Consider the following 20,959-nt stretch of genomic DNA (forward strand, 5'->3'; position numbering starts at 1 on the left):
TGGACAGGCCGCGCGCCGGCCGGCCCTGTGAGCGAGCGTTCAGCGGCTCCCCGCGCCCGCGCGACGCATAGGATGGACGCATCATGGATGACGACGTCTTCGAGGACTACGACCGCGAACTCGAGCTTGCGCTGTACCGCGAGTACCGGGACGTCGTCGGGCAGTTCCAGTACGTGATCGAGACCGAGCGCCGGTTCTACCTGGCCAACGAGGTCAGCGTCGTCCGTCACGACACCGAGCACGACTTCTACTTCGAGCTGACGATGAACGACGTCTGGGTGTGGGACATCTACCGCGCCGACCGGTTCGTCAAGTCGGTGCGCGTGCTGACGTTCAAGGACGTCAACATCGAGGAGCTCACCCGCCGCGACTTCCAGCTGCCCGAGGAGCTCTCGCTCGACGGCAGCTGAGCAGCGCGCGTCAGAACAGCGTGGGCGCGTCGGCGATCGCCCACGAGCGCCGGTGATACGCGCTCAGGCCGTTCGCGCGGATCGCGTCGCGGTGCGCCGGGCTGGCGTACCCCTTGTTGCGGCCCCACTCGTACACCGGATGGTCGTCGTGCAGCCGCGTCATCTCGGCGTCGCGCGCGACCTTGGCGATCACCGAGGCCGCCGAGATCGAGGCGCAGTCGCGGTCGCCCTTGATCACCGAGCGCACGTTCAGGCCGCGGCCGCCCGCCGGGGTGATGTAGTCGTAGTTGCCATCGAGCAGGACGACGCCCGACGCGGCCGGGAAGCCGAGCTCCTCGACCGCCGCCAGCGCGCGCAGCGCCGCCAGGCCGAGGGCGCGCATGATGCCGACCTCGTCGATCTCGGCCGCGCTGGCCCACCCCACGGCGCTGGCCCGCACCCAGTCGGCGGCGCGCGCCGCCACATCGGGCCGCCGCGCCTCGGCCACGAGCTTGGAGTCGCGCAGGCCCTCGGGCACGCGCCGACGGGCGCCCGCCGCGTCGATCACCGACGCGCCCACCGCCACGGGCCCTGCCAGCGCGCCGCGCCCGACCTCGTCGCACGCGAACACGAGCGGCGTCTCGCGCAGCAGCTGCCGCTCGAGCGTGAGCCTGGGCGCGACGACCGTCATCCGGCGGGCTCCGGATCGGGCACGCCGGTGAAGGCGTTGGTGCCGTCGATCGGCCCGAACCGGTCGAACGGCCACATGCGCAGGAACACGCGCCCCACGACGTTCTCGACGGGGACGAAGCCGTCACCGGGCTGATCGGTGTTGTACCGCGAGTCCTTGGACATGTCGCGGTTGTCGCCGAGGACCCACAGGGATCCCTCCGGGACCACGACATCGAAGGGGATGTTGGAGGCCTGCGTGTCGCCGGCGGGCAGCTTCAGGTACGACAGCTCGTCGACCGCCTGGCCGTTCACGGTGATCTGCCCCAGCGGGTTGCAGCACACCACGTGATCGCCCGGCAGACCGATCAGGCGCTTGACGAGGTGGTCCTCCGAGTCCGAGGCCGAGACGCCGATCAGCGTGAGGAACCAGTCGACGCCCTCCTCGATCGGCGAGCGAGCCGGCTCGGGCGAGGCGGGCAGCCAGCCGCCCGGATCCGCGAAGACGATGATGTCGCCGCGCTCGTACTCGTTCCAGCGGGGCGTGAGCTCGTCCACGAGGATGCGGTCGTTGACGAGGAGGGTGTCCTCCATCGACGCGGAGGGGATGTAGAACGAGCGGACCACGAAGGTCTTGATGAGGAACGACACCACGACCGCGATCACGATGATCACGGCGACGTCTCGGAGGAAGAGGGCGAGGCCGCGGCCGCCCGAGCGGGGCTTCGCGGCGGCGTCGACGGTGTCTGAACTGCTCATCTGATCCTTCGTCCGGCGCCGGAGCGGGCGCTCCCTCCAGGTTCGCACATCCGAGCGCGCGGCCCCGCACCGGCCCGCCGATTCGCGCCTGACAACTCCCCGGAAACGCGAAAGCGCCCCGGGTCCGCAGACCGGGGGCGCTTCCGAGGGGCCGGATTACGCGTTCTCGCGCTTCTCCTTGATCTTCGCCTTCTTGCCGCGCAGCTCGCGCAGGTAGTAGAGCTTCGCGCGACGCACGTCACCGCGGGTGACGACCTCGATCTTGTCGATGATCGGCGAGTGCACCGGGAAGGTGCGCTCCACGCCGACCTGGAAGCTGATCTTGCGGACCGTGAAGGTCTCGCGCACGCCGCCGCCCTGGCGGGCGATCACGACGCCCTGGAACACCTGGACACGCGAGCGCGAGCCCTCGACGATGTTCACGTGCACCTTGATGGTGTCACCGGGGCCGAAGGCGGGGATGTCGGTGCGCAGCGATGCTGCGTCGACGGCGTCAATGAGGTTCATGGCGCTATCTTTCTGCGGCCGCCACAGGTCGACCGCCATCGAAGGAAAGGAGATTCTCGTGCAGTGAGGCCGGATCCCGGCCCTCGTCCCCCCTGAGGCAGAGCGCGAAGCAGGATGCGCAACGGCGCACCGTGCCACAGCACAGCTCTCCATTCTGCCACGTCCGGGGCCCGTCCCCAAACCGCCCGCCGCGGCGCACAGCCCGCGCATCGGTGCATCCGCGAGAATGGAGACGACACCCCTGGAGGAACCGGAATGATCGAACTGCGCACGCCCGCCGAGATCGAGCAGATGCGGCCCGCCGGCCGCTTCGTCGCCGAGACGCTCGCCACCCTGAAGGACGAGACGAAGGTCGGCACCAACCTGCTCGACATCGACCGCCGAGCGCACGACATGATCCGGGCCGCCGGCGCCGAGTCCTGCTACATCGACTACCACCCGTCGTTCGGCGCGATGCCGTTCGGCAAGGTGATCTGCACCTCGATCAACGACGCCGTGCTGCACGGCCTGCCGTTCGATTACAACCTGCGCGACGGCGATCTCGTCACGCTCGACTTCGCCGCCTCGGTCGACGGCTGGGTCGCCGACTCCGCCGTGTCGTTCGTGGTCGGCACGCCGCGCGACGAGGACCTGCGAATCATCGAGACCACCGAGCGCGCCCTCGACGCCGCGATCGCAGCGGCGGTGCCCGGCAACCGGATCGGCGACATCTCCGCCGCCATCGCGGCCGTCGCGCACGGGGACGGCTACGCGATCAACACCGACTTCGGCGGGCACGGCGTCGGCCGCACGATGCACGGCGACCCGCACGTGCCCAACGACGGCCGCGCCGGTCGCGGGTACCCGCTCAAAGCCGGCCTCGTCCTCGCGCTCGAGCCGTGGCTGCTGCAGACCACCGACAAGCTCTTCACGGACCCCGACGGCTGGACGCTGCGCAGCACCGACGGATCGCGCGGCGCCCACTCCGAGCACACGATCGCGATCACCGCGGACGGCCCGATCATCCTCACCGACCGCTCCGGGCTGTGAGCGCGTTCTCACACGCGGCGAAGGCCGCATGTGAGGGAACTGTTCGCGCGAGGTAATCGCCCGGGCGCGGGCGGGGAAACACCGGCTTCCTAGCCTGGGCGCATGATCGCCGACACGCTCCCCTCCCGCCGCGTCGTCGTCGTGGGCGCCGGCATGGTCGCCCACCGCTTCGTCGAGAGCCTGCTCGCGCGCGGCGACGCGCCGTGGCGGGTCACCGTCGTGGGCGACGAGGGCCGGCTGCCGTACGACCGCGTCGGCCTGACCTCGTACTTCAGCGGGCGATCCGCCGACGACCTCGCGCTCGAGGCCGCCCCGCTGCGCGATCCGCGCGTGACGGTGATCCCCCGCGACCCCGTGGTGATGATCGACCGCGACCGGCGGTTCGTGCGCACGGCCTCCGGCGTCGAGCACGCGTACGACGCGCTCGTGCTCGCGACGGGCTCGTCGGCGCCGCGCCCCGCGGTGGAGGGCGCCCACCTGCCCGGCTGCTTCGTGTACCGCACGATCGACGACCTCGAGCGGCTGACCGCGTTCGTCGAGCGCCGCTCGGCGGAGCTCGGCCGGCCCCTCGTCGGCCGGGTGGTCGGCGGCGGCCTGCTGGGGCTCGAGGCCGCGGGGGCGCTGCGCGGCCTCGGCGTCGACTGCACCGTGCTGCAGTCCGGCACCCACCTGATGAACCAGCAGCTCGACCGCGCGGCCGGCGAGGTGCTGGGGCGCCTCATCACGCGCCGGGGCATCGGCGTGCGCACGCAGGCACGCTCGACCCGCTTCGATCCGGATCACACGGGCCAGGTCGCGGGCATCGAGTTCCAGGACGGCTCGTACGAGGCCGCCGACGTCGTGATCTTCACGGTGGGCGTGCGCGCCAACGACCGCATCGCGCGCGAGGCCGACCTGCCCAGCGCCCCGTACGGCGGCGTGATCATCGACGAGGCGTGCCGCACCGCCGACCCGGCGATCTACGCGATCGGCGAGGTGGCGAGCTTCGAGGGCCGGTGCGTGGGGCTCGTCGCCCCGGGGTACGCGATGGCCGAGGTCGCCGCCGATCGCCTCTCGGGCGGCGAGGCGTCGTTCCCCGGCTACGACGACTCGACCAAGCTCAAGCTCTCGGGCGTCGACGTCGCGAGCTTCGGCGACGCGATGGCCACCACGCCCGGCGCGCTCGACGTCGTCTACACCGATCCGATCGGCGGCGTCTACAAGAAGCTCGTGCTCTCGGACGACGCGCGGACCCTGCTCGGCGGCATCCTCGTCGGCGATGCCTCGGCCTACGGCTCGCTGCGGCCGCTGGTGGGGATGCCGCTCGGGGCCGATCCGGCCGCCTATCTGCTCCCGGCGGACGGTGTCGAGGCGCCGGCGGGCGACCTGCCCGACGAGGCGATCGTGTGCTCGTGCTCGAGCGTGACGGCCGGCCGGATCCGCGGCGCGGTGCACGACGACGGCTGCGCGGACGCCGCGGCCGTGAAGGCGTGCACGAAGGCCGGCGCCACGTGCGGGTCGTGCTTCGTGACGGTGAAGAAGATCGTCGGCAAGGAGCTCACGCGGCTGGGCCAGACCGTCAGCACCGCGATGTGCGAGCACTTCGACCTCTCGCGTCGGCAGCTCTTCGACGCGATCCTCGTGTCGGAGCTGACCACCTTCAGCGAGATCATCGGGCGCTTCGGCCGCGGGCGGGGCTGCGACATCTGCAAGCCCGCGGTCGCGAGCATCCTCGCCGGCCTGGTCGGGCGCCACGTGCTCGACGGCGAGAACGCCGCGCTGCAGGACACCAACGATCACGTCATGGCCAACATGCAGAAGGACGGCTCGTACTCGGTCGTGCCGCGCATGCCGGGCGGCGAGGTGACCCCGGAGGGCCTGATCGAGGTCGGGCAGATCGCGAAGGACTTCGGGCTGTACACGAAGATCACCGGCGGCCAGCGCATCGACATGTTCGGCGCCCGGCTCGAGCAGCTGCCGCTCATCTGGCAGCGCCTCGTCGACGCGGGCTTCGAGTCGGGGCACGCGTACGGCAAGTCGCTGCGCACCGTGAAGTCGTGCGTGGGATCGACGTGGTGCCGCTACGGCGTGCTCGACTCCGTGGGCATGGCGGTGCGGCTCGAGCTGCGCTACCGGGGCCTGCGGGCGCCGCACAAGCTCAAGCTCGGCGTCTCGGGCTGCGCGCGGGAGTGCGCGGAGGCGCGCGGCAAGGACGTCGGCGTGATCGCGACCGAGCACGGCTGGAACATGTACGTGGGCGGCAACGGCGGCTTCAGCCCGCGCCACGCGCAGCTGCTGGCCGAGGGACTGAGCGACGCCGAGCTCATCACGGCCATCGACCGGTTCTTCCTGTATTACATCCGCACGGCCGATCGCCTGCAGCGCACGGCGCCGTGGCTGGAGGAGCTCGAGGGCGGCATCGACGGGCTGCGCGCGGTGATCTTCGACGACGCGCTCGGCATCTCCGCCGATCTCGACGCCGCCATGGCCCGGCACGTGGACGGCTACGAGGACGAGTGGGCGGCGACCCTGCGCGATCCCGAGAAGCTCACGCGCTTCCACTCGTTCGTCAATGCGCCCGACACCCCCGATCCCTCGCTCGCCTACGTGCCCGAGCGCGGCCAGGTGCGGCCCGCGACGCGCGAGGAGCGCGAGGGCGGCGCGGTGCTCATCGCCGGCACGACGCTGGAGGTGCGCCGATGACCATCGTCGAGACCCGGACGGCCGCGTGGGTGCGCGTCTGCGCGCTCGCCGACCTCGAGCTCGAGCGCGGTCGCGCGGCGCTGATCGGCGACGTGCAGGTGGCGCTGTTCCTGCTGGCCGACGGCTCCGTCCGCGCCGTGTCGAACTATGACCCCTACGGCGGGGCACACGTGCTGTCGCGGGGTATCGTCGGCTCCAAGCTGCTGGCCGACGGCACCGAGATCCCGACGATCGCCTCTCCCCTGCACAAGCAGGCGTGGGATCTGCGCACGGGCATGGTCGTCGAGACGCAGGGCAAGGACGAGCGCTCCGTGCCGGTGTATCCGGTCGGAATCGAGGACGGCACGGTCTGGGTGCGGATGCGGGAGGTGACATCGTGACGACGATGCTGGGGGTCTCGCTCGCGGGGCGGAAGGTCGTGCTCGTCGGCGGCGGCGCCGTCACCGCGCGGCGCCTCGCGCGCCTGCTCGACGACGGCGCGGCGGCCGAGGTGGTCGCGCCGCAGCTCGCGCCCGAGACCGCCGCGATCGTGGCCGAGCGCGGCGTGCCGTGGCGCGCGCAGCCGGTGGCCCGGCGCGACCTCGCCGGCGCGTGGCTCGTGCACACCGCGACCGGCGACGCGCGCACCGATGCCGAGGTCGCCGCCTGGTGCGACCAGGAGCGGATCCTGTGCGTGAACGCCTCCGACGGCGCGCACGGCAGTGCGCGCATGACGTCGGAGGTGCGGGCCGGCGACGTGCTCGTCGGCGTCACCAGCGACGCGGGCGTCGACCCGCGGCGCACGGGCCGCGTGGCGGCGGCGATCCGCGAGCTGGTCGAGTCGGGCCGGGTGCCGCTGCGGCGCACCCGCGAGGGCGCCGCCGGCCGCGTCTCGCTCGTCGGCGGCGGGCCCGGGCCCGTCGATCTCATGACCGTGCGCGCGCGGCGGCTCCTGGCCGAGGCCGACGTCGTCGTCGCCGATCGCCTGGGCGCGGTGGACGTGCTGGAGGAGCTCGACCCCGACGTCGAGGTGATCCACGTCGGCAAGGAGCCCGGCCACCACCCCGTGCCGCAGCACGAGATCAACGCGCTGCTCGTGGCGCACGCCCGCGCGGGCCGGCGCGTGGTGCGCCTCAAGGGCGGCGACCCGTTCGTGTACGGCCGCGGCGGCGAGGAGGTCACGGCCTGCCTCGAGGCGGGGGTGCCCGTCGACGTCGTGCCGGCACCGTCCAGCGCGATCGCCGTGCCGCAGGCGGCCGGGATCCCCGTGACCCACCGCGGCCTGGCGTCTGCCCTGCACGTGATCAACGGGCAGAGCGGGCTGTCGGCCGCCACCCTCGCGTCGCTGCACGACGACGCCGTCACCACGGTGCTGCTGATGGGCGTGGGCTCGTTCGCCGCCCTGGCCGACGAGGCGCTGCGGCACGGGGTGCCCCGCGACCGTCCCGTGGCGTTCGTCGAGAACGGGCACACCGACCGCCAGCGCACGACGCGCGCGACGCTCGGCGAGGCGGCCCGCGTCGCCGCGCGGGCGAACGTGCGCAACCCCGCCGTCATCGTCATCGGCGAGGTGGCCCGCGCCGATATCCTGCTTCCCATGACCACTCCGAGCTCCGCCGTCGTCGAGCCCGGCGCGACGGGATGACGGCCGGCACCACGGCACGGCTGTCGTCCGCCCTGGAGGGCTGCCGCATCGTCATCGCCGTCGACCGTCGCTCGAGCGAGCTCACCGCCGCGCTGCAGCGTCACGGTGCGAGCGTGATGCAGGCACCGGCGCTCACGATCGAGTCGCACATCGACGACGATGCGCTGCTCGAGCGGACGGCCGAGCTCATCGCGCACCCGCCCGACATCGTCGTGGCCACCACTGGCGTCGGGTTCCGCGGCTGGATCGAGGCGGCCGACGAGGCGGATCTGCTCACGGGGCTCGAGGCGGCGCTGGCCGGGGCGCAGATCGTGGCGCGCGGCCCCAAGGCGCGGGGCGCGATCCAGCAGGCGGGCTTCACGGCGGACTGGGTCGCGGAGTCGGAGACCGCGGCCGAGCTCGGCGCGTACCTCGTCGCCGAGGGCGTCGCCGGCAAGCGGATCGCGGTGCAGCACCACGGCTCGGGCGCCGACGGCCTCGACGAGCTGTTCACCGCCCACGGCGCCGACGTCGTGAGCCTCACGGTCTACCGCTGGGGCCCGCCGCCCGATCCTGAGCCCGTGCGCCGGTCGGTGCTGCAGGCCGCGGCGGGCGAGGTCGACGCGGTGCTGTTCACCTCGGCTCCCGGCGCGAGCGAGTGGCTCGCGGAGGCGCGCCGGGCCACCGTCATCGACGCGCTGCGCGATCGCGCCGAGCGCGGCCGGCTCGTCATGGCCGCCGTCGGGCCCGTCACGGTCGTGCCCCTGCAGGAGGCGGCGATCCCCGCGCTGATCGCCGAGCGCGGCCGCCTGGGATCGCTCGTGCGCACGGTCGTGACCCACTTCGGCGGCGGCCACGCGCCCGGGCTCGCCACGGCCTGCGGCCGCCTGGAGCTGCGCAGCGGCGGTGCCGTGCTGGGCGGCCGGTTCATCGCGCTCTCCCCCGCCGGCGTCGCCCTGCTCGACGCGCTCTTCGATGCGGGCGGCGCCGTCGTCACGCGCGCCGCGCTGCAGGAGGCGCTCCCCGGGGCCGGGCGCAACGCGCACGCCGTCGAGATGGCGATCGCCCGCCTGCGCGAGGCGCTCGCGGCGCCCGAGCTCATCAAGACCGTCGTCAAGCGCGGCTACCGCCTGAACGTGGAGGACCCCGAGTGACCGCGCCCGTCCTCGTCTGCTGCTCGCACGGCACCGACTCCCCCGACGGCCGCGCGGCCGTCAGCGCCATCGTCGCCGGCGCGCGTGACGCCCTGGGCGTCCCCGTGCGCGAGACCTACGTCGACGTCCAGGAGCCGCAGGTCGACGAGGTGATCGCCTCGTTCGCGCAGCCCGCGATCATCGTGCCGCTGCTGCTCTCGCCCGGATTCCACACCGCCGTCGACATCGGCCGCGCGGCCCGCTCGCGGCCGGACGTGGTCGCGACCGGTACCCTCGGGCCCCATCCGCTCCTGGCCGAGCTCCTCGCCGAGCGCGTGCGCGACGCCGGCCTGCGCGACGGGGACCACGTCGTGCTCGCGGCCTCCGGCTCATCGCGCCCCGAGGCGGCCGAGCGCGTCGGCGAGGTCCGTACCGCGCTCGGCGCCCTGATCCCCGCCCCGCTCACCGTCGGCTACGCATACGGGGCGACGCCGAAGGTCGCCGAGGCCGTCGCCGCCGCCCGCCGCGCCGGCGCCGCCCGCGTGATCGTGGCGAGCTACGTGCTCGCCCCCGGCCACTTCGCGAACCTCATCGCGGGCGCCAGCGCCGACATCGTCACGCCGCCGCTGGGGGCCGATCGCCGCGTGATCCGCATCGTCGCCGAGCGGTACCGCGAGGGCCTCGCCCTGCTGGCCGACTGACCGGCCGCGCACGCAAGGGAGGGCCGGGATCAGCGCGATCCCGGCCCTCGTGCGTGCGTCAGAGCTGATCGACGAGATCCGCCGGCACGCGCGTGGGGTGCGCGGCGAAGCGCTTGCCGTTCGCCCGCGTGAGGGGCACCCGCTTGGGCGCCGTGCGGGCGTGGGTGATGTAGATCGTCAGGCCGACGAAGCTCAGCCCGCCCACGAGGTTGCCCACCACGGTGGGGATCTCGTTCCAGATCAGGTAGTCGCCGATCGTGAAGTCGGCGCCCAGCAGCAGGCCGGTCGGGAACAGGAACATGTTCACGATCGAGTGCTCGAAACCCATGTAGAAGAACAGCATGATCGGCATCCACATCGCGAGGATCTTGCCCGGGACGTCCTTGGCGATCATCGCCGCGACCACGCCGGTCGAGACCATCCAGTTGCACAGCACGCCGCGCACGAACAGCGTGAGCATGCCGCCGGCGCCGTGCTCGGCGTAGCCGACCGTCCGGCCGTGCCCGATCTCGCTGAGGGCGACGCCCACGGCGCTCGGCTCCGTCGTGAAGCCGTAGGTGAAGTAGATCGCCATGCACACGGCCACCGTGAATGCGCCGGCGAAGTTGCCGGCGAACACGAGGCCCCAGTTGCGCAGCACGCCGGCCAGGTTGATGCCGGGGCGCTTGTCGATGAGCGCCATCGGCGCGAGCGTGAACACGCCCGTGAGCAGATCGAACCCGAGCAGGTACAGCAGGATGAACCCGACGGGGAAGAGCACGGCGCCGAGCAGCGGCTGCCCGGTCTGCGTCGACACGGTGATCGCGAACGCGGCGGCCAGCGCGAGGATCGCGCCGCCCATGAACGCACGGATCAGGGTGTCACGGGTGGACATCAGGACCTTGGACTGCCCGGTCTCGATCATGGACTGGGCGAGGTCTGCGGGCGGGACGTACGACATGGGGGCCTCCGGTGCGAGCGATCGGTGGTGCGTGAGACCACTGTGCTCGCGTGCCGTTACCGCGGCGGTCGCCGCCGATCACGCGCAGCGAACGTTCTGTTCACTCCGCGCGCGGCCCGCGTGTGAGAACGCGCTCAGACCTCGTCGGGCAGCAGGTCGGGCCGGTGCCGCCGGGTGCGCTCGATGCTCTGCTCGCGGCGCCACGCCGCGATCGCACCGTGATTGCCGCTCAGGAGCACGTCGGGCACCGCCCGGTCGCGCCACACCGCGGGTTTGGTGTAGATCGGGTACTCGAGCAGGCCCTCGTCCTCGTGCGACTCCTCCACGAGGCTCTCGGGGTTGCCCACCATCCCGGGAATGAGTCGGGCGACGGCCTCGATCATCGCCATGGCCGCGACCTCGCCGCCGTTGAGCACGTAGTCGCCCAGGCTGACGAGGCGCACGCGGCCCCGCGCGGAGTATTCGTCGATGACGCGCTGATCGATGCCCTCGTAGCGGCCGCACGCGAAGGCGAGCTGCGACTCCTGCGCGAGCTCGCGCGCCATCTTCTGCGTGAAGCGCTCCCCGGCCGGCGACGGCACGATCAGCACGGCGTCGTCGCCGAGGATCTCGTCGAGCGCCTCGCCCCACGGCTCCGGCTTCATCACCATGCCGGCGCCGCCGCCGTACGGGGTGTCGTCGACCGTACGGTGGCGATCGTGCGTCCAGTCGCGCAGATCGTGCACGCGCACGTCGAGCAGCCCGCGCTCGCGGGCCTTGCCGACGAGCGAGACGTCGAGCACATCGAAGAACGCCGGGAAGATCGTGACGATGTCGATGCGCATGTCAGTCCTCGCGGTCGGCGTCCCCGGCAGGCTCGGCGCCGTCATCCTCGGACGCCGGCGCGTCCTCGGGCAGATCCTCGAAGAGCCCGGCCGGAGGCGTCACGACGACGCGGCCGCCGTCGACGTCGACCTCGGGCACGATGGCAGCCACGAAAGGCACCATCACCTCGCGCTCACCGGCCTTGACGATGAGCAGATCCTGCGCCGGGAAGTGATCCACGCGGGCGACCGTGCCCACCACGGCCCCGTCGCGGACGACGTCGAGGCCGACCAGCTGGTGGTCGTACCAGGCATCGGGTTCGGCCGGCTCGTCCTGATCCTGATCGATCCACAGGATGGCGCGGACGAGGGTCTCGGCCTCGGTGCGGTCCTCGACTCCCTCGAGGAAGACCACGGGGTGACCGTTCATCCACTTGAACTCGCGGACGGTCACGCTCTTGCCGTGCCACTTGGACGCCTCGGGCACCTGCAGGGTGAACGACGCCCCCGGCGTGAACCGCCGGTCGGGATCGTCGGTGTACAGCTCGACCTTCAGGGCTCCCTTGAGCCCGTGCGCCTTCAGCAGGCGTCCGACGCGGAGCTGCGTCCGGCCTGCGCGCGGAGTCGCCACGTCAGTCGTCCGCGACGTCGACGCGCACACGGCTGCCGTCCGCGAGGGCGGCCACGACGGTGCGCAGCGCCTTCGCGGTCCGGCCGCCGCGCCCGATCACGCGTCCGCGGTCCTCGGGCGCGACGTGCACTTCGAGCACGTCGCCCCGCGGGGACGAGGAGGACACGATGCGCACGGCGTCAGGCTGATCGACGATCCCCTTGACGACGTGCTCGAGCGCGGCGGCCAGCACGGCGATTACTCGGCGGTCTCGTCGGCCGCAGCCTCGGCGGCCTCGTCGGCGGGCTCCTCGGCCTTCTTCTCGACCTTGGGCTTGACGACCGACTTCTTGCTGGCGTCGAGCTCGAACGCGGGCTTCTCGCCCTTGACCTGGACGGTGTTCTTCGCGTCCTTCTCGCCCTTGAAGGTGCCCCAGTCGCCCGTGAGCTTGAGGATGGCGCGGACCTGCTCGGTCGGCTGCGCGCCCACCGACAGCCAGTACTGCGCGCGCTCCGAGTCGACCTCGATGAACGAGGGCTCCTCGGTCGGGTGGTACTTGCCGATCTCCTCGATCACGCGACCGTCGCGCTTGGTGCGCGAGTCGGCGACGACGATGCGGTAGTAGGGCGCACGGATCTTGCCCAGGCGCTTCAGACGGATCTTGACAGCCACGATTCTCCTGTGGTGTGTGAAAGTGAACGAACCATTCGCCGGTGCGTGGGGTCATGCACGCCGACGGAAGCTCAAAAGGGTGGATCGCCGCGCTGATTAGAGGGTCGAGCGCGCGCTCCAAACCTCTATTCTGCCAGATCCGGCGACGCGCGACGAATCCCGACACGACCGCCTCCCTGTGGGGATCCCGAGCGGACTTGCATATATCGGCTCTTTAGGTGAGCCTTACCTACGGCCCCACCGAGTTAGGTGAGGCTCACCTGCAACCCGAACAGCATCCGCTTCCCTCGAAAGAGAGGCCCGCCGTGGTCCGCAAGCCCCTCCTCGTCCTCGCCTCCGGCCTGGGCGCCGTCGCTCTTCTCGCGTCCTGCGCGAGCGGTGACACCACCGCCGCCACCGAGCCCGCCGGCGGCGGCGAGACCATCACGGTCGAGCACGCCCTCGGCACCACCGAGATCCCGGCGGACGTGGAGCGCGTCGCGACGATCGGCTGGGGCAACCACGACGTGGCGCTCGCTCTCGGCGTGGCCCCCGTGGGCGTGGACGACCAGACCTGGTCGATGGACGGCGGCGACGGACTGGGTCTGTACGACTGGTCGCTCGAGGCCTACGAGGAGCTGGGCGCCGAGGAGCCGGTCATCTTCGACACCGCCGACGGCACCGACTTCGAGGCGATCGCCGACTCCGAACCCGACCTCATCCTCGCCGGCTACTCCGGGCTCACCGAGGAGGAGTACGCGACCCTCAGCGAGATCGCGCCGGTCGTCGCCTATCCCGAGGTGCCCTGGTACACGCCGTGGCGCGAGACCATCCGCATCGACTCGGAGGGCCTCGGCAAGGCCGACGAGGGCCTCGCGCTCATCGACGACCTCGACGCGCAGATCGCCGACGCCGTCGCGGATGAGCCCGCCATCAAGGGCAAGAAGGCCGCCTTCTTCTTCATCAACGCCGCCGACCTGTCGACCCTGTCGGTGTACGCCACGGGCGACTCGCGCACCGCGTTCCTCGGCGACCTCGGCTTCGACTTCCCGCAGGTCGCGGTCGACGCGGCGGCCGAGGGCTCGTTCTACGCCGACATCTCGGCCGAGAACATCGATCAGCTCGCCGATGTGGACGTCATCGTCTCGTACGGCGACGACAGCATGCTCGAGGCGCTGCAGGCCGACCCGCTGTGGAGCACGCTGCCCGCCGTGCAGAACGGCGCCGTCGTGACGGTCGGCCTCGGCGACGCGTTCAGCGGCGCGGTCACGCCCACGGCCCTGTCGATCCCGTGGATGCTCGACGACTACGTCGCGCTCCTCGGCGACGCCGCGGCGAAGGCGGAGTAACAGCCCGCGTGGCCACCGACACCCTCGTCGTCCGCACCCGGCGCGACGCGCCCGGCCGCCAGGCCGGCACGTCGCGCCGGGTCGGGCTCGTCGTCATCGGGATCGTCGCCGTGCTCGCGGCGGCGGCGCTCTCGCTCGCGTTCGGCTCGCGGCTCGTCTCGCTCGGCGAGATCGCCGACGGCCTGGGCGCGTTCGCGCGAGGCGAGGTCCCCGCCGATGTCGGCGCCATCGCGGTCCAGGAGCGGATCCCGCGCACGGTGCTCGCGATCGTCGCCGGCGCGGCGCTCGGCCTCTCGGGCGCCGTGATGCAGGCCATCACCCGCAACCCGATCGCCGATCCCGGCATCCTCGGCGTGAACACGGGCGCCGCCCTGTTCGTCGTGTGCGGCATCGCCTTCTTCGGCATCTCGTCGGTGTACGAGTACCTCGGCCTGGCCCTGCTGGGCAGCGCCCTCGCCGCGCTGTTCGTGTATCTCGTGGGGTCGGTCGGCCCGGGCGGCACCACCCCGATCAAGCTCGCGCTCGCGGGCGCGGCCACGACCGCCGCCCTGTCGTCGCTCGTCAGCGCCGTCCTGCTCCCCCGCGCCCAGGCCATGACCGAGTTCCGCTTCTGGCAGGTCGGCGGCGTCGGCGGGGCGCAGTGGGGCTCCATGGCGGTCGTCGTGCCGCTGCTGGCCGTCGCCGCCCTCGTGGCGTTCGCCCTCGCCTCCGGCATGAACGCCCTCGCGCTGGGCGACGACGTGGCCGTGGGGCTCGGCGTGCGCGTCGGACCCACCCGGGCGCTCGCGGCGATCGCCGGCGTCGTGCTCTGCGCCGCGGTGACCGCGGTGTGCGGCCCGATCGCCTTCGTCGGTCTCATGGTGCCGCACGTGATGCGCCTGCTCTCCGGCCCGGATCAGCGCTGGATCCTGCCCCTGTCGGCCCTCGGCGGCGCCGTGCTGCTCGTGCTCGCCGACACCGCCGGGCGCGTCATCGGCTCGCCGGGCGAGGTCGAGGCCGGCATCCTCACGGCGTTCCTCGGCGCGCCGGTGCTCGTGATCATCGCCCGCCGCACGCGGATGAGGGGGCTGTGATGACCGCCGCCGTGCTGACCGCGCCCCTCGACGCCATCCGCGTCGGCCGCCGCGCGCGCGTGCGCCGCCGCACGATCGGCATCTCGGTGCTCGCCGTGCTGCTCGTCGCGCTGCTGGCCGGCGAGATCCTGCTCGGCCGCACCATCTACCCGCTCTCCGAGGTGCTCGCCGTCATGGCCGGACAGGACGTGCCGGGCGCCTCGTTCACCGTGGGCCAGCTGCGCATTCCGCGGGCCGTGACGGGGGCGCTGGGCGGCATCGCGTTCGGCATCGCCGGATCGACCTTCCAGACGCTGCTGCGCAACCCGCTCGCGAGCCCCGACGTCATCGGCATCACCTCCGGCGCCAGCGCCGCCGCGGTGTTCTCGCTCGTCGTGCTGCACCTGTCGGGCGGGCTGACCACCCTCATCGCCCTGGCGGTCGGCATCGCGACGGCCGTCGTGATCTACGCGGCCTCTCGCGGCGGCGACGCGACGGGCGGCCGCCTGATCCTCATCGGCATCGGCATCGGCGCCATGCTCGAGGCGGTCGTGTCGTACCTCATCCAGCGCGCGGCCGAGTGGGACGTCGCCGTCGCGATGCGCTGGCTCACCGGGAGCCTCAACGGCTCGCGCATGGAGGACCTGCCTCCGCTCGTGGGAGCGGTGATCATCCTGGTGCCCGTGGTGCTGCTGCTCTCGCGCGACCTCGACGCCCTCGCACTGGGCGACGCCTCGGCGACGGCGCTGGGCGTGCGCGTGGATCGCACCCGCATCCTGCTCATCGTCTGCGCCGTGGCGCTGGCGTGCTTCGCCACGGCGACGACGGGACCGATCGCCTTCGTCGCGTTCCTCGCCGGGCCGATCGCGGGGCGCATCGTCGGGGCGGGCTCGTCGCTCGTGGTGCCCTCGGCGCTCGTGGGCGCGTGCCTCGTGCTCGGGGCCGATCTGCTGGGCCAGTTCGCCTTCGACACCAAGTTCCCCGTCGGCGTGATCACGGGCATCCTCGGCGCGCCGTACCTCATCTACCTGCTCATCCGCACGAGCCGCCGTGGAGGTTCCGCATGACCGTGCAGCATTCCCTCGAGGCGCAGGGCCTCTCGTCCGGCTACGGATCGGTGACGGTCGTCGACGGCATCGACCTCGCGCTCCCGCCGGGTCGGATCAGCGTGATCGTCGGCGCGAACGCCTCGGGCAAGTCCACGCTGCTGAAGACCCTCGCGCGGCTGCTGCCCCCGAAAGCGGGGTCGGTCGTCCTCGACGGGCGGCGCATCGACGAGCTCCACACGAAGGACATCGCCCGCACGCTCGGTCTGCTGCCGCAGTCGCCGGTGGCGCCGGAGGGCATCGCCGTGGCCGACCTCGTGGGCCGCGGACGCCACCCGCACCAGAAGCTGTTCCGCTCGTGGACGGCCGACGACGAGCGCGCGGTCGCGCAGGCGCTCGTCGAGACCGGCGTGGCCGAGCTCGCCGATCGCGCGGTCGACGAGCTCTCCGGCGGTCAGCGCCAGCGCGTGTGGATCGCCATGGCGCTCGCGCAGGAGACCGAGGTGCTGCTGCTCGACGAGCCGACCACCTTCCTCGATCTCGCGCACCAGATCGAGGTGCTCGACCTGCTCACCGACCTCAACCGCGAGCGCGGCACCACCGTCGCGATGGTGCTGCACGACATCAACCTCGCGGCCCGGTACGCCGACCACCTCTTCGCGATGCGCAACGGCCGCCTCGTGGCCTCGGGGGCTCCGGAGGACGTCGTCACCGCCGACCTCATCCGCGACGTGTTCGGCCTGGAGGCGCAGGTCATCGCCGACCCCGTGAGCGGCACGCCGCTCATCCTCCCGATCGGGCGGCACCACGCCCACCCCGCGGCGATCGACGCCCCCGCGTCCGCCGCGCCCGCGACCCCCACCGGAGCCCACGCATGAGCACCCCCACGATCACCGACACCCGCCCGTCGCGCTTCTTCCGCGGGCGCGTCACCCGCATCCAGGACCTGACGCCGAGCTTCCGCCGCTTCACCTTCACGAGCGACGACATGCACGAGTACGGCGACCCGGGCTACGACCAGCGGATCAAGGTCGTCTTCCCCACCGACGCGGCGCCGCTGGAGACCATGCCGACGGGCGAGGACTGGTACCTGCAGTGGCGCGAGCTGCCGGCCGGGCAGCGCCATCCGTTCCGCACCTACACCACCCGTGCGGTGCGCCCCGAGGCCCGCGAGGTCGACATCGACATGGTCGCGCACGGCGTGCAGGGACCGGCCTCCGCCTGGATCGAGCGGGCCGTCGTCGGCGACGAGGTGCTCATCTACTCCCCCACGATCCACCACGAGGGCGTGAGCCTCGGCGTGGACTTCGTGCCGCCCGCCCGCACCGGCGACTACCTCCTCGTCGGAGACGAGACCGCCGCCCCGGCGATCGCCGTGATCCTCGAGCAGCTGCCGCGCGAGGCGACGGGCATCGTTGTGCTCGAGGTGCCCGATGAGCGCGACTGCGCCTACCTGCCGCAGCACCCGGGCTTCCGCGTCTATGCCGCCGGCCGCGGGTCCGCGCCGCGCCACGATCACCTCATCCGCGTCGTCGAGGCCCACGCCGGCCTGCTGTGCCCCGACGGGCGCGGCGGCGAGGTCGAGGAGATCGACATCGACCGCGACATGCTCTGGGAGGTCCCGCGCACCGCGAAGGGCGGCGCCGCGCTGAAGTCGGCGCCGCTGTACGCGTGGATCGCCGGCGAGGCCGCCGCCGTCAAGCAGCTGCGCCGCCACCTCGTGCAGCAGGTGGGCGTGGATCGCCGGGCCGTGGCCTTCATGGGCTACTGGCGCCTCGGACGCGCCGAGAACGAGTAGTCAGACCCAGTCGAGGGTGCGCTCCACCGCGGCCTTCCACCGCGCCAGGCGCGCCTCGCGCTCCCGCTCGCCCATCGCGGGCTCCCAGCGCCGGTCCTCGGCCCACAGCGATTCGAGCTGCTCGAGCGAGTCCCAGAAGCCCACCGCGAGCCCCGCGGCGAATGCGGCGCCGAGGCACGTCGTCTCCGACACGGCCGGGCGCACCACGGGCACGCCGAGGATGTCGGCCTGGAACTGCATGAGCAGCTCGTTGTGGACCATGCCGCCGTCCACCCGCAGCTCCGCCAGCGGCACTCCGGCGTCGGCGTTCATGGCGTCGATCACCTCGCGCGACTGGAAGGCCACCGCCTCCAGCGCCGCCCGCGCGAGGTGCCCCTTGTGCGCGAAGCGCGTGAGCCCGGCGATCACCCCCCGCGCATCCGGCCGCCAGTGCGGGGCGAACAGGCCCGAGAACGCGGGCACGATGTGCACATCGCCGTTGTCGTCGACGGTGCGGGCGAGGGTCTCGACCTCCGGCGCGGTGCGGATGATCCCGAGGTTGTCGCGCAGCCACTGGATGAGCGATCCCGTCACCGCGATCGATCCCTCGAGCGCGTACACCGCCGGCCGGTCGCCGAGCCGGTAGGCCACCGTCGTGATGAGGCCGTGCTCGGAGCGGACGATCTCCTCGCCCGTGTTGAACAGCACGAAGTTGCCGGTCCCGTAGGAGTTCTTGGACGCCCCGCGCGCGAACGCCGCCTGCCCGAAGGTCGCGGCCTGCTGGTCGCCGAGGATCCCGGCGATCGGCGTCTCGCGCAGCAGACTGTGCGGGTTGGCGACCCCGTACGTCTCCGACGACGAGCGGATGGCGGGCAGGATCGCGCGCGGGATGCGGAACACCGCGAGCATCTCGTCCGACCAGTCGAGGGTGCGCAGGTCCATGAGCAGCGTGCGGCTGGCGTTGGTGACGTCCGTGACGTGCACGCCGCCCGCGGCACCGCCGGAGAGGTTCCACACGATCCAGGTGTCGATCGTGCCGAACAGCAGCTCGCCCGCCTCGGCGCGGGCGCGCGCGCCGTCGACGTTGTCGAGGATCCAGGCCAGCTTGGAGGCCGAGAAGTAGGCGTTGAGGGGCAGCCCCGTGATGTCGGCGAAGCGGTCGTGCCCGCCGTCGGCGGCCAGCGCGTCGATCGCGTCCTGCGTGCGGGTGTCCTGCCACACGATCGCGTGGTGGATCGGCCGTCCCGTGGCCTTCTCCCACACCACGACCGTCTCGCGCTGGTTCGTGATGCCCACCGCGGCCACGTCGTGCCGCGTGATGTCGGCCTTCGACAGGGCCTGGCCGATCACCTCGCGCACGTTGCGCCAGATCTCGAGCGCGTCGTGCTCGACCCAGCCCGGGGCGGGGAAGATCTGCTCGTGCTCCTTCTGACCGGTCGCGATCGCGCGGGCCTCCCGGTCGAACACGATCGCCCGCGTCGAGGTGGTGCCCTGATCGATCGCGACGACGTACTGCGACACGGCGGCTCCTTCGTTTGCCTCGTCCTGCCTGTGCCTACAGGCTAGGGGTATGAGTTCTCGCACGCCGTCCTCGCCCCTCCGTGCCGCGGTCGCCGAGGCCCGCGAGCGGGGACGTGCGCAGGTGCTCGTGATCGGCGGCGGCATCAACGGGATCGCGACGTTCCGCGACCTCGCGCTGCAGGGCGTCGACGTGCTGCTCGTCGAGCGCGGCGACTTCGCCTCGGGCGCCACGGCCGCCTCCAGCCACATGGTGCACGGCGGCATCCGCTATCTCGAGAACGGCGAGTTCCGGCTCGTGCACGAGTCGGTGCAGGAGCGCAACCGGCTGCTGCGCAACGCGCCCCACTTCGTCAAGCCGCTGCGCACGACGATCCCGATCTACTCGACGTTCTCGGGCCTGCTGAACGCGCCGCTGAAGTTCCTCTTCGGCTTCTCGGGCAAGCCCCGCGAACGCGGCGCCCTCGTCATCAAGGTGGGGCTGACGATCTACGACCTGTTCGCCAACGAGGGACGCGCCACTCCGTGGCACGACTTCCGCGGGCGTGCGCGCTCCCTGCGCGAGCTGCCGAAGCTCAACCCACGCATCCGCTACACCGCCACCTACTACGACGCCTCGATGCACGATCCGGAGCGCCTCGCGCTCGACGTGCTCGGCGACGGCATCGCCGCCGGCGGTCGCGCCCTCAACTACGTCGAGGCGGTGGGCGCCGACGGCGGCGCGGTGCGGCTGCGCGATCTGGTGTCGGGCGAGGAGTTCGCCGTCGCGGCCGACGTGATCGTCAACGCCTCGGGCCCGTGGACCGACCTCACCAACGCGGCGCTCGGCACGCCCACGCGCTTCATGGGCGGCACCAAGGGCTCGCACATCGTGCTCGACAACCCAGAGCTCCTGCGCGCCACGGGCGGGCGCGAGATCTTCTTCGAGCACGAGGACGGCCGCATCGTGCTCATCTACCCGCTCAAGGGACGCGTCATGGTGGGCACGACCGACATCCCCGCCGATCCGGCGGAGCCGGCGCGGTGCACCGACGAGGAGGTCGGCTACTTCCTCGACCTCATCGGCGACGTCTTCCCCGGCGTGCCCGTCTCGCGGGGTCAGATCGTCTACCGGTTCAGCGGCATCCGCCCGCTGCCGCGCAGCGAGGCCGCCCTCACCGGGCAGATCTCGCGCGACTACCGCGTGGAGGTGGGCGACCTCGCCGGTGTGCCGCTGCTGAGCCTGGTGGGCGGCAAGTGGACCACGTTCCGCGCCCTCGGCGAGACCCTGTCGTCTGCCGTGCTCGACCTCATCGGCGCCCCGCGCCGCGTGCGCACCGAGGAGCGGCAGATCGGCGGCGGCCGCGACTACCCCCGCACCCGCGGCGACGTCGCGGTGTGGCTGCGGGCCCACGTCGGCGGCGACACGCCCCGCTCGCGCCTGCTGTTCGAGCGCTACGGCACGCGGGCGGCCGAGGTGTGGCGGCATCTCGGCGCGGGCGAGGACGCCGAGCTGCTCGGCGGCGAGCTGTCCACGCGCGAGCTGGACTGGATGGTCCGCGAGGAGCACGTGGTGCATCTGACCGACGTGGTGCTGCGCCGCACCGCCCTCGCCTTCACCGGGCGCGCCGACCGTGCCGCGCTCGAGGCGATCGCCGACGCCCTCGCGCCCGTGGTCGGCTGGGACGCCGCGCGACGCGACCGCGAGGTCGCCGACACGATCGCGGTGCTGCGCGACGCGCACGGCGTCGACGCCTGAGCG

General features: G+C 72.5%; 22 protein-coding genes. 13 read left to right on the forward strand and 9 right to left on the reverse strand.

Annotated features, from left to right (window positions below; all coding sequences use genetic code 11):
- Window positions 1-83: 83 nt before the first annotated feature.
- Window positions 84-410 carry a DUF2469 domain-containing protein gene (locus tag E3O41_RS07595; RefSeq protein ID WP_067023738.1) on the forward strand — a complete coding sequence of 109 codons (327 nt, stop codon included), beginning with the start codon at window positions 84-86 and terminating at the stop codon, window positions 408-410.
- A 10-nt stretch (window positions 411-420) separates the two neighbouring features.
- Here E3O41_RS07595 and E3O41_RS07600 read toward each other — a convergent pair whose 3' ends face one another.
- The 3 genes from E3O41_RS07600 to rplS all read right to left on the reverse strand — a co-directional run bounded on the left by E3O41_RS07600 (window position 421) and on the right by rplS (window position 2,324).
- Window positions 421-1,080, reverse strand: a complete 660-nt coding sequence (locus E3O41_RS07600; protein WP_067023741.1) for a ribonuclease HII — start codon at window positions 1,078-1,080, stop codon at window positions 421-423.
- Window positions 1,077-1,817 carry a signal peptidase I gene (gene lepB, locus E3O41_RS07605; RefSeq protein WP_135012215.1) on the reverse strand — a complete coding sequence of 247 codons (741 nt, stop codon included), beginning with the start codon at window positions 1,815-1,817 and terminating at the stop codon, window positions 1,077-1,079. The genes E3O41_RS07600 and lepB overlap by 4 nt, the downstream gene beginning before the upstream one ends.
- 156 nt (window positions 1,818-1,973) lie before the next feature.
- Complete coding sequence (gene rplS / locus E3O41_RS07610; RefSeq protein ID WP_067023746.1) at window positions 1,974-2,324, reverse strand: 50S ribosomal protein L19; 351 nt, start codon at window positions 2,322-2,324, stop codon at window positions 1,974-1,976.
- 255 nt (window positions 2,325-2,579) lie between these two features.
- On the opposite strand from rplS, the gene map reads away from it, so the two are divergent.
- From map to E3O41_RS07640, 6 genes are all read left to right on the forward strand, one after another.
- Window positions 2,580-3,353 (forward strand): type I methionyl aminopeptidase, encoded by a 774-nt coding sequence (gene map / locus E3O41_RS07615; protein ID WP_067023748.1) that lies wholly within the window; start codon window positions 2,580-2,582, stop codon window positions 3,351-3,353.
- A 102-nt stretch (window positions 3,354-3,455) separates the two neighbouring features.
- Window positions 3,456-6,035, forward strand: a complete 2,580-nt coding sequence (gene nirB, locus E3O41_RS07620; protein WP_067023751.1) for a nitrite reductase large subunit NirB — start codon at window positions 3,456-3,458, stop codon at window positions 6,033-6,035.
- Window positions 6,032-6,415, forward strand: a complete 384-nt coding sequence (nirD, locus tag E3O41_RS07625) for a nitrite reductase small subunit NirD (RefSeq protein WP_067023754.1) — start codon at window positions 6,032-6,034, stop codon at window positions 6,413-6,415. Before nirB ends, nirD begins: the two co-directional genes overlap by 4 nt.
- Before the next feature lie 5 nt (window positions 6,416-6,420).
- A complete protein-coding gene (gene cobA / locus E3O41_RS07630; protein ID WP_338060471.1) occupies window positions 6,421-7,659 on the forward strand; it encodes a uroporphyrinogen-III C-methyltransferase in 1,239 nt (412 codons plus the stop codon).
- A complete protein-coding gene (locus E3O41_RS07635; protein WP_067023760.1) occupies window positions 7,656-8,792 on the forward strand; it encodes a uroporphyrinogen-III synthase in 1,137 nt (378 codons plus the stop codon). The genes cobA and E3O41_RS07635 overlap by 4 nt, the downstream gene beginning before the upstream one ends.
- A complete protein-coding gene (locus tag E3O41_RS07640) occupies window positions 8,789-9,472 on the forward strand; it encodes a sirohydrochlorin chelatase (RefSeq protein ID WP_067023763.1) in 684 nt (227 codons plus the stop codon). Before E3O41_RS07635 ends, E3O41_RS07640 begins: the two co-directional genes overlap by 4 nt.
- Before the next feature lie 58 nt (window positions 9,473-9,530).
- Here the strand turns inward: E3O41_RS07640 and E3O41_RS07645 are convergent, their stop codons facing one another.
- From E3O41_RS07645 to rpsP, 5 genes are all read right to left on the reverse strand, one after another.
- Window positions 9,531-10,412, reverse strand: a complete 882-nt coding sequence (locus E3O41_RS07645; protein ID WP_083990810.1) for a formate/nitrite transporter family protein — start codon at window positions 10,410-10,412, stop codon at window positions 9,531-9,533.
- 134 nt (window positions 10,413-10,546) lie between these two features.
- Window positions 10,547-11,236: a tRNA (guanosine(37)-N1)-methyltransferase TrmD gene (gene trmD, locus E3O41_RS07650; RefSeq protein WP_135012217.1), complete on the reverse strand. Its 690-nt coding sequence runs from the start codon at window positions 11,234-11,236 to the stop codon at window positions 10,547-10,549.
- Between the two features lies 1 nt (window position 11,237).
- Window positions 11,238-11,846 (reverse strand): ribosome maturation factor RimM, encoded by a 609-nt coding sequence (gene rimM / locus E3O41_RS07655; protein ID WP_067023769.1) that lies wholly within the window; start codon window positions 11,844-11,846, stop codon window positions 11,238-11,240.
- A gap of 1 nt (window position 11,847) precedes the next feature.
- On the reverse strand, window positions 11,848-12,078 hold the full coding sequence (locus tag E3O41_RS07660) for an RNA-binding protein (protein WP_067023772.1): 231 nt from the start codon (window positions 12,076-12,078) through the stop codon (window positions 11,848-11,850).
- 5 nt (window positions 12,079-12,083) lie between these two features.
- Window positions 12,084-12,497, reverse strand: coding sequence for a 30S ribosomal protein S16 (gene rpsP, locus E3O41_RS07665; protein ID WP_067023774.1), 414 nt, complete (start codon window positions 12,495-12,497; stop codon window positions 12,084-12,086).
- 305 nt (window positions 12,498-12,802) lie between these two features.
- On the opposite strand from rpsP, the gene E3O41_RS07670 reads away from it, so the two are divergent.
- Genes E3O41_RS07670 through E3O41_RS07690 form a run of 5 tightly spaced genes read left to right on the forward strand, consistent with a single transcriptional unit; the run spans window position 12,803 to window position 17,721 of the window.
- On the forward strand, window positions 12,803-13,825 hold the full coding sequence (locus tag E3O41_RS07670; protein ID WP_067023777.1) for an iron-siderophore ABC transporter substrate-binding protein: 1,023 nt from the start codon (window positions 12,803-12,805) through the stop codon (window positions 13,823-13,825).
- 8 nt (window positions 13,826-13,833) lie between these two features.
- Window positions 13,834-14,898 (forward strand): FecCD family ABC transporter permease, encoded by a 1,065-nt coding sequence (locus E3O41_RS07675; RefSeq protein ID WP_083990811.1) that lies wholly within the window; start codon window positions 13,834-13,836, stop codon window positions 14,896-14,898.
- Window positions 14,898-15,944, forward strand: a complete 1,047-nt coding sequence (locus E3O41_RS07680) for a FecCD family ABC transporter permease (protein WP_067023780.1) — start codon at window positions 14,898-14,900, stop codon at window positions 15,942-15,944. The genes E3O41_RS07675 and E3O41_RS07680 overlap by 1 nt, the downstream gene beginning before the upstream one ends.
- Entirely contained in the window at window positions 15,941-16,801 is an 861-nt protein-coding gene (locus E3O41_RS07685; RefSeq protein ID WP_067023783.1) for an ABC transporter ATP-binding protein, read from the forward strand. Before E3O41_RS07680 ends, E3O41_RS07685 begins: the two co-directional genes overlap by 4 nt.
- Complete coding sequence (locus tag E3O41_RS07690) at window positions 16,798-17,721, forward strand: siderophore-interacting protein (protein WP_067023785.1); 924 nt, start codon at window positions 16,798-16,800, stop codon at window positions 17,719-17,721. The genes E3O41_RS07685 and E3O41_RS07690 overlap by 4 nt, the downstream gene beginning before the upstream one ends.
- Here E3O41_RS07690 and glpK read toward each other — a convergent pair whose 3' ends face one another.
- Window positions 17,722-19,221, reverse strand: coding sequence for a glycerol kinase GlpK (gene glpK, locus E3O41_RS07695; protein ID WP_067023788.1), 1,500 nt, complete (start codon window positions 19,219-19,221; stop codon window positions 17,722-17,724).
- 49 nt (window positions 19,222-19,270) lie between these two features.
- On the opposite strand from glpK, the gene E3O41_RS07700 reads away from it, so the two are divergent.
- Window positions 19,271-20,956, forward strand: coding sequence for a glycerol-3-phosphate dehydrogenase/oxidase (locus E3O41_RS07700; RefSeq protein ID WP_067023791.1), 1,686 nt, complete (start codon window positions 19,271-19,273; stop codon window positions 20,954-20,956).
- Window positions 20,957-20,959 lie beyond the last annotated feature (3 nt).

The organism is Microbacterium sediminis (assembly GCF_004564075.1).
GTDB lineage: Bacteria > Actinomycetota > Actinomycetes > Actinomycetales > Microbacteriaceae > Microbacterium > Microbacterium sediminis.

What these genes read in the sequence shown, in the direction of transcription:
- E3O41_RS07690 (WP_067023785.1), top strand. Translation starts at nt 16,798, where the DNA reads ATGAGCACCCCCACGATCACCGACACCCGCCCGTCGCGCTTCTTCCGC.
- E3O41_RS07700 (WP_067023791.1), top strand. Translation starts at nt 19,271, where the DNA reads ATGAGTTCTCGCACGCCGTCCTCGCCCCTCCGTGCCGCGGTCGCCGAG.
- rplS (WP_067023746.1), bottom strand. Translation starts at nt 2,324, where the DNA reads ATGAACCTCATTGACGCCGTCGACGCAGCATCGCTGCGCACCGACATC.
- cobA (WP_338060471.1), top strand. Translation starts at nt 6,421, where the DNA reads ATGCTGGGGGTCTCGCTCGCGGGGCGGAAGGTCGTGCTCGTCGGCGGC.
- nirD (WP_067023754.1), top strand. Translation starts at nt 6,032, where the DNA reads ATGACCATCGTCGAGACCCGGACGGCCGCGTGGGTGCGCGTCTGCGCG.
- lepB (WP_135012215.1), bottom strand. Translation starts at nt 1,817, where the DNA reads ATGAGCAGTTCAGACACCGTCGACGCCGCCGCGAAGCCCCGCTCGGGC.
- E3O41_RS07595 (WP_067023738.1), top strand. Translation starts at nt 84, where the DNA reads ATGGATGACGACGTCTTCGAGGACTACGACCGCGAACTCGAGCTTGCG.
- E3O41_RS07645 (WP_083990810.1), bottom strand. Translation starts at nt 10,412, where the DNA reads ATGTCGTACGTCCCGCCCGCAGACCTCGCCCAGTCCATGATCGAGACC.
- map (WP_067023748.1), top strand. Translation starts at nt 2,580, where the DNA reads ATGATCGAACTGCGCACGCCCGCCGAGATCGAGCAGATGCGGCCCGCC.
- nirB (WP_067023751.1), top strand. Translation starts at nt 3,456, where the DNA reads ATGATCGCCGACACGCTCCCCTCCCGCCGCGTCGTCGTCGTGGGCGCC.
- trmD (WP_135012217.1), bottom strand. Translation starts at nt 11,236, where the DNA reads ATGCGCATCGACATCGTCACGATCTTCCCGGCGTTCTTCGATGTGCTC.
- E3O41_RS07600 (WP_067023741.1), bottom strand. Translation starts at nt 1,080, where the DNA reads ATGACGGTCGTCGCGCCCAGGCTCACGCTCGAGCGGCAGCTGCTGCGC.
- E3O41_RS07685 (WP_067023783.1), top strand. Translation starts at nt 15,941, where the DNA reads ATGACCGTGCAGCATTCCCTCGAGGCGCAGGGCCTCTCGTCCGGCTAC.
- E3O41_RS07680 (WP_067023780.1), top strand. Translation starts at nt 14,898, where the DNA reads ATGACCGCCGCCGTGCTGACCGCGCCCCTCGACGCCATCCGCGTCGGC.
- E3O41_RS07635 (WP_067023760.1), top strand. Translation starts at nt 7,656, where the DNA reads ATGACGGCCGGCACCACGGCACGGCTGTCGTCCGCCCTGGAGGGCTGC.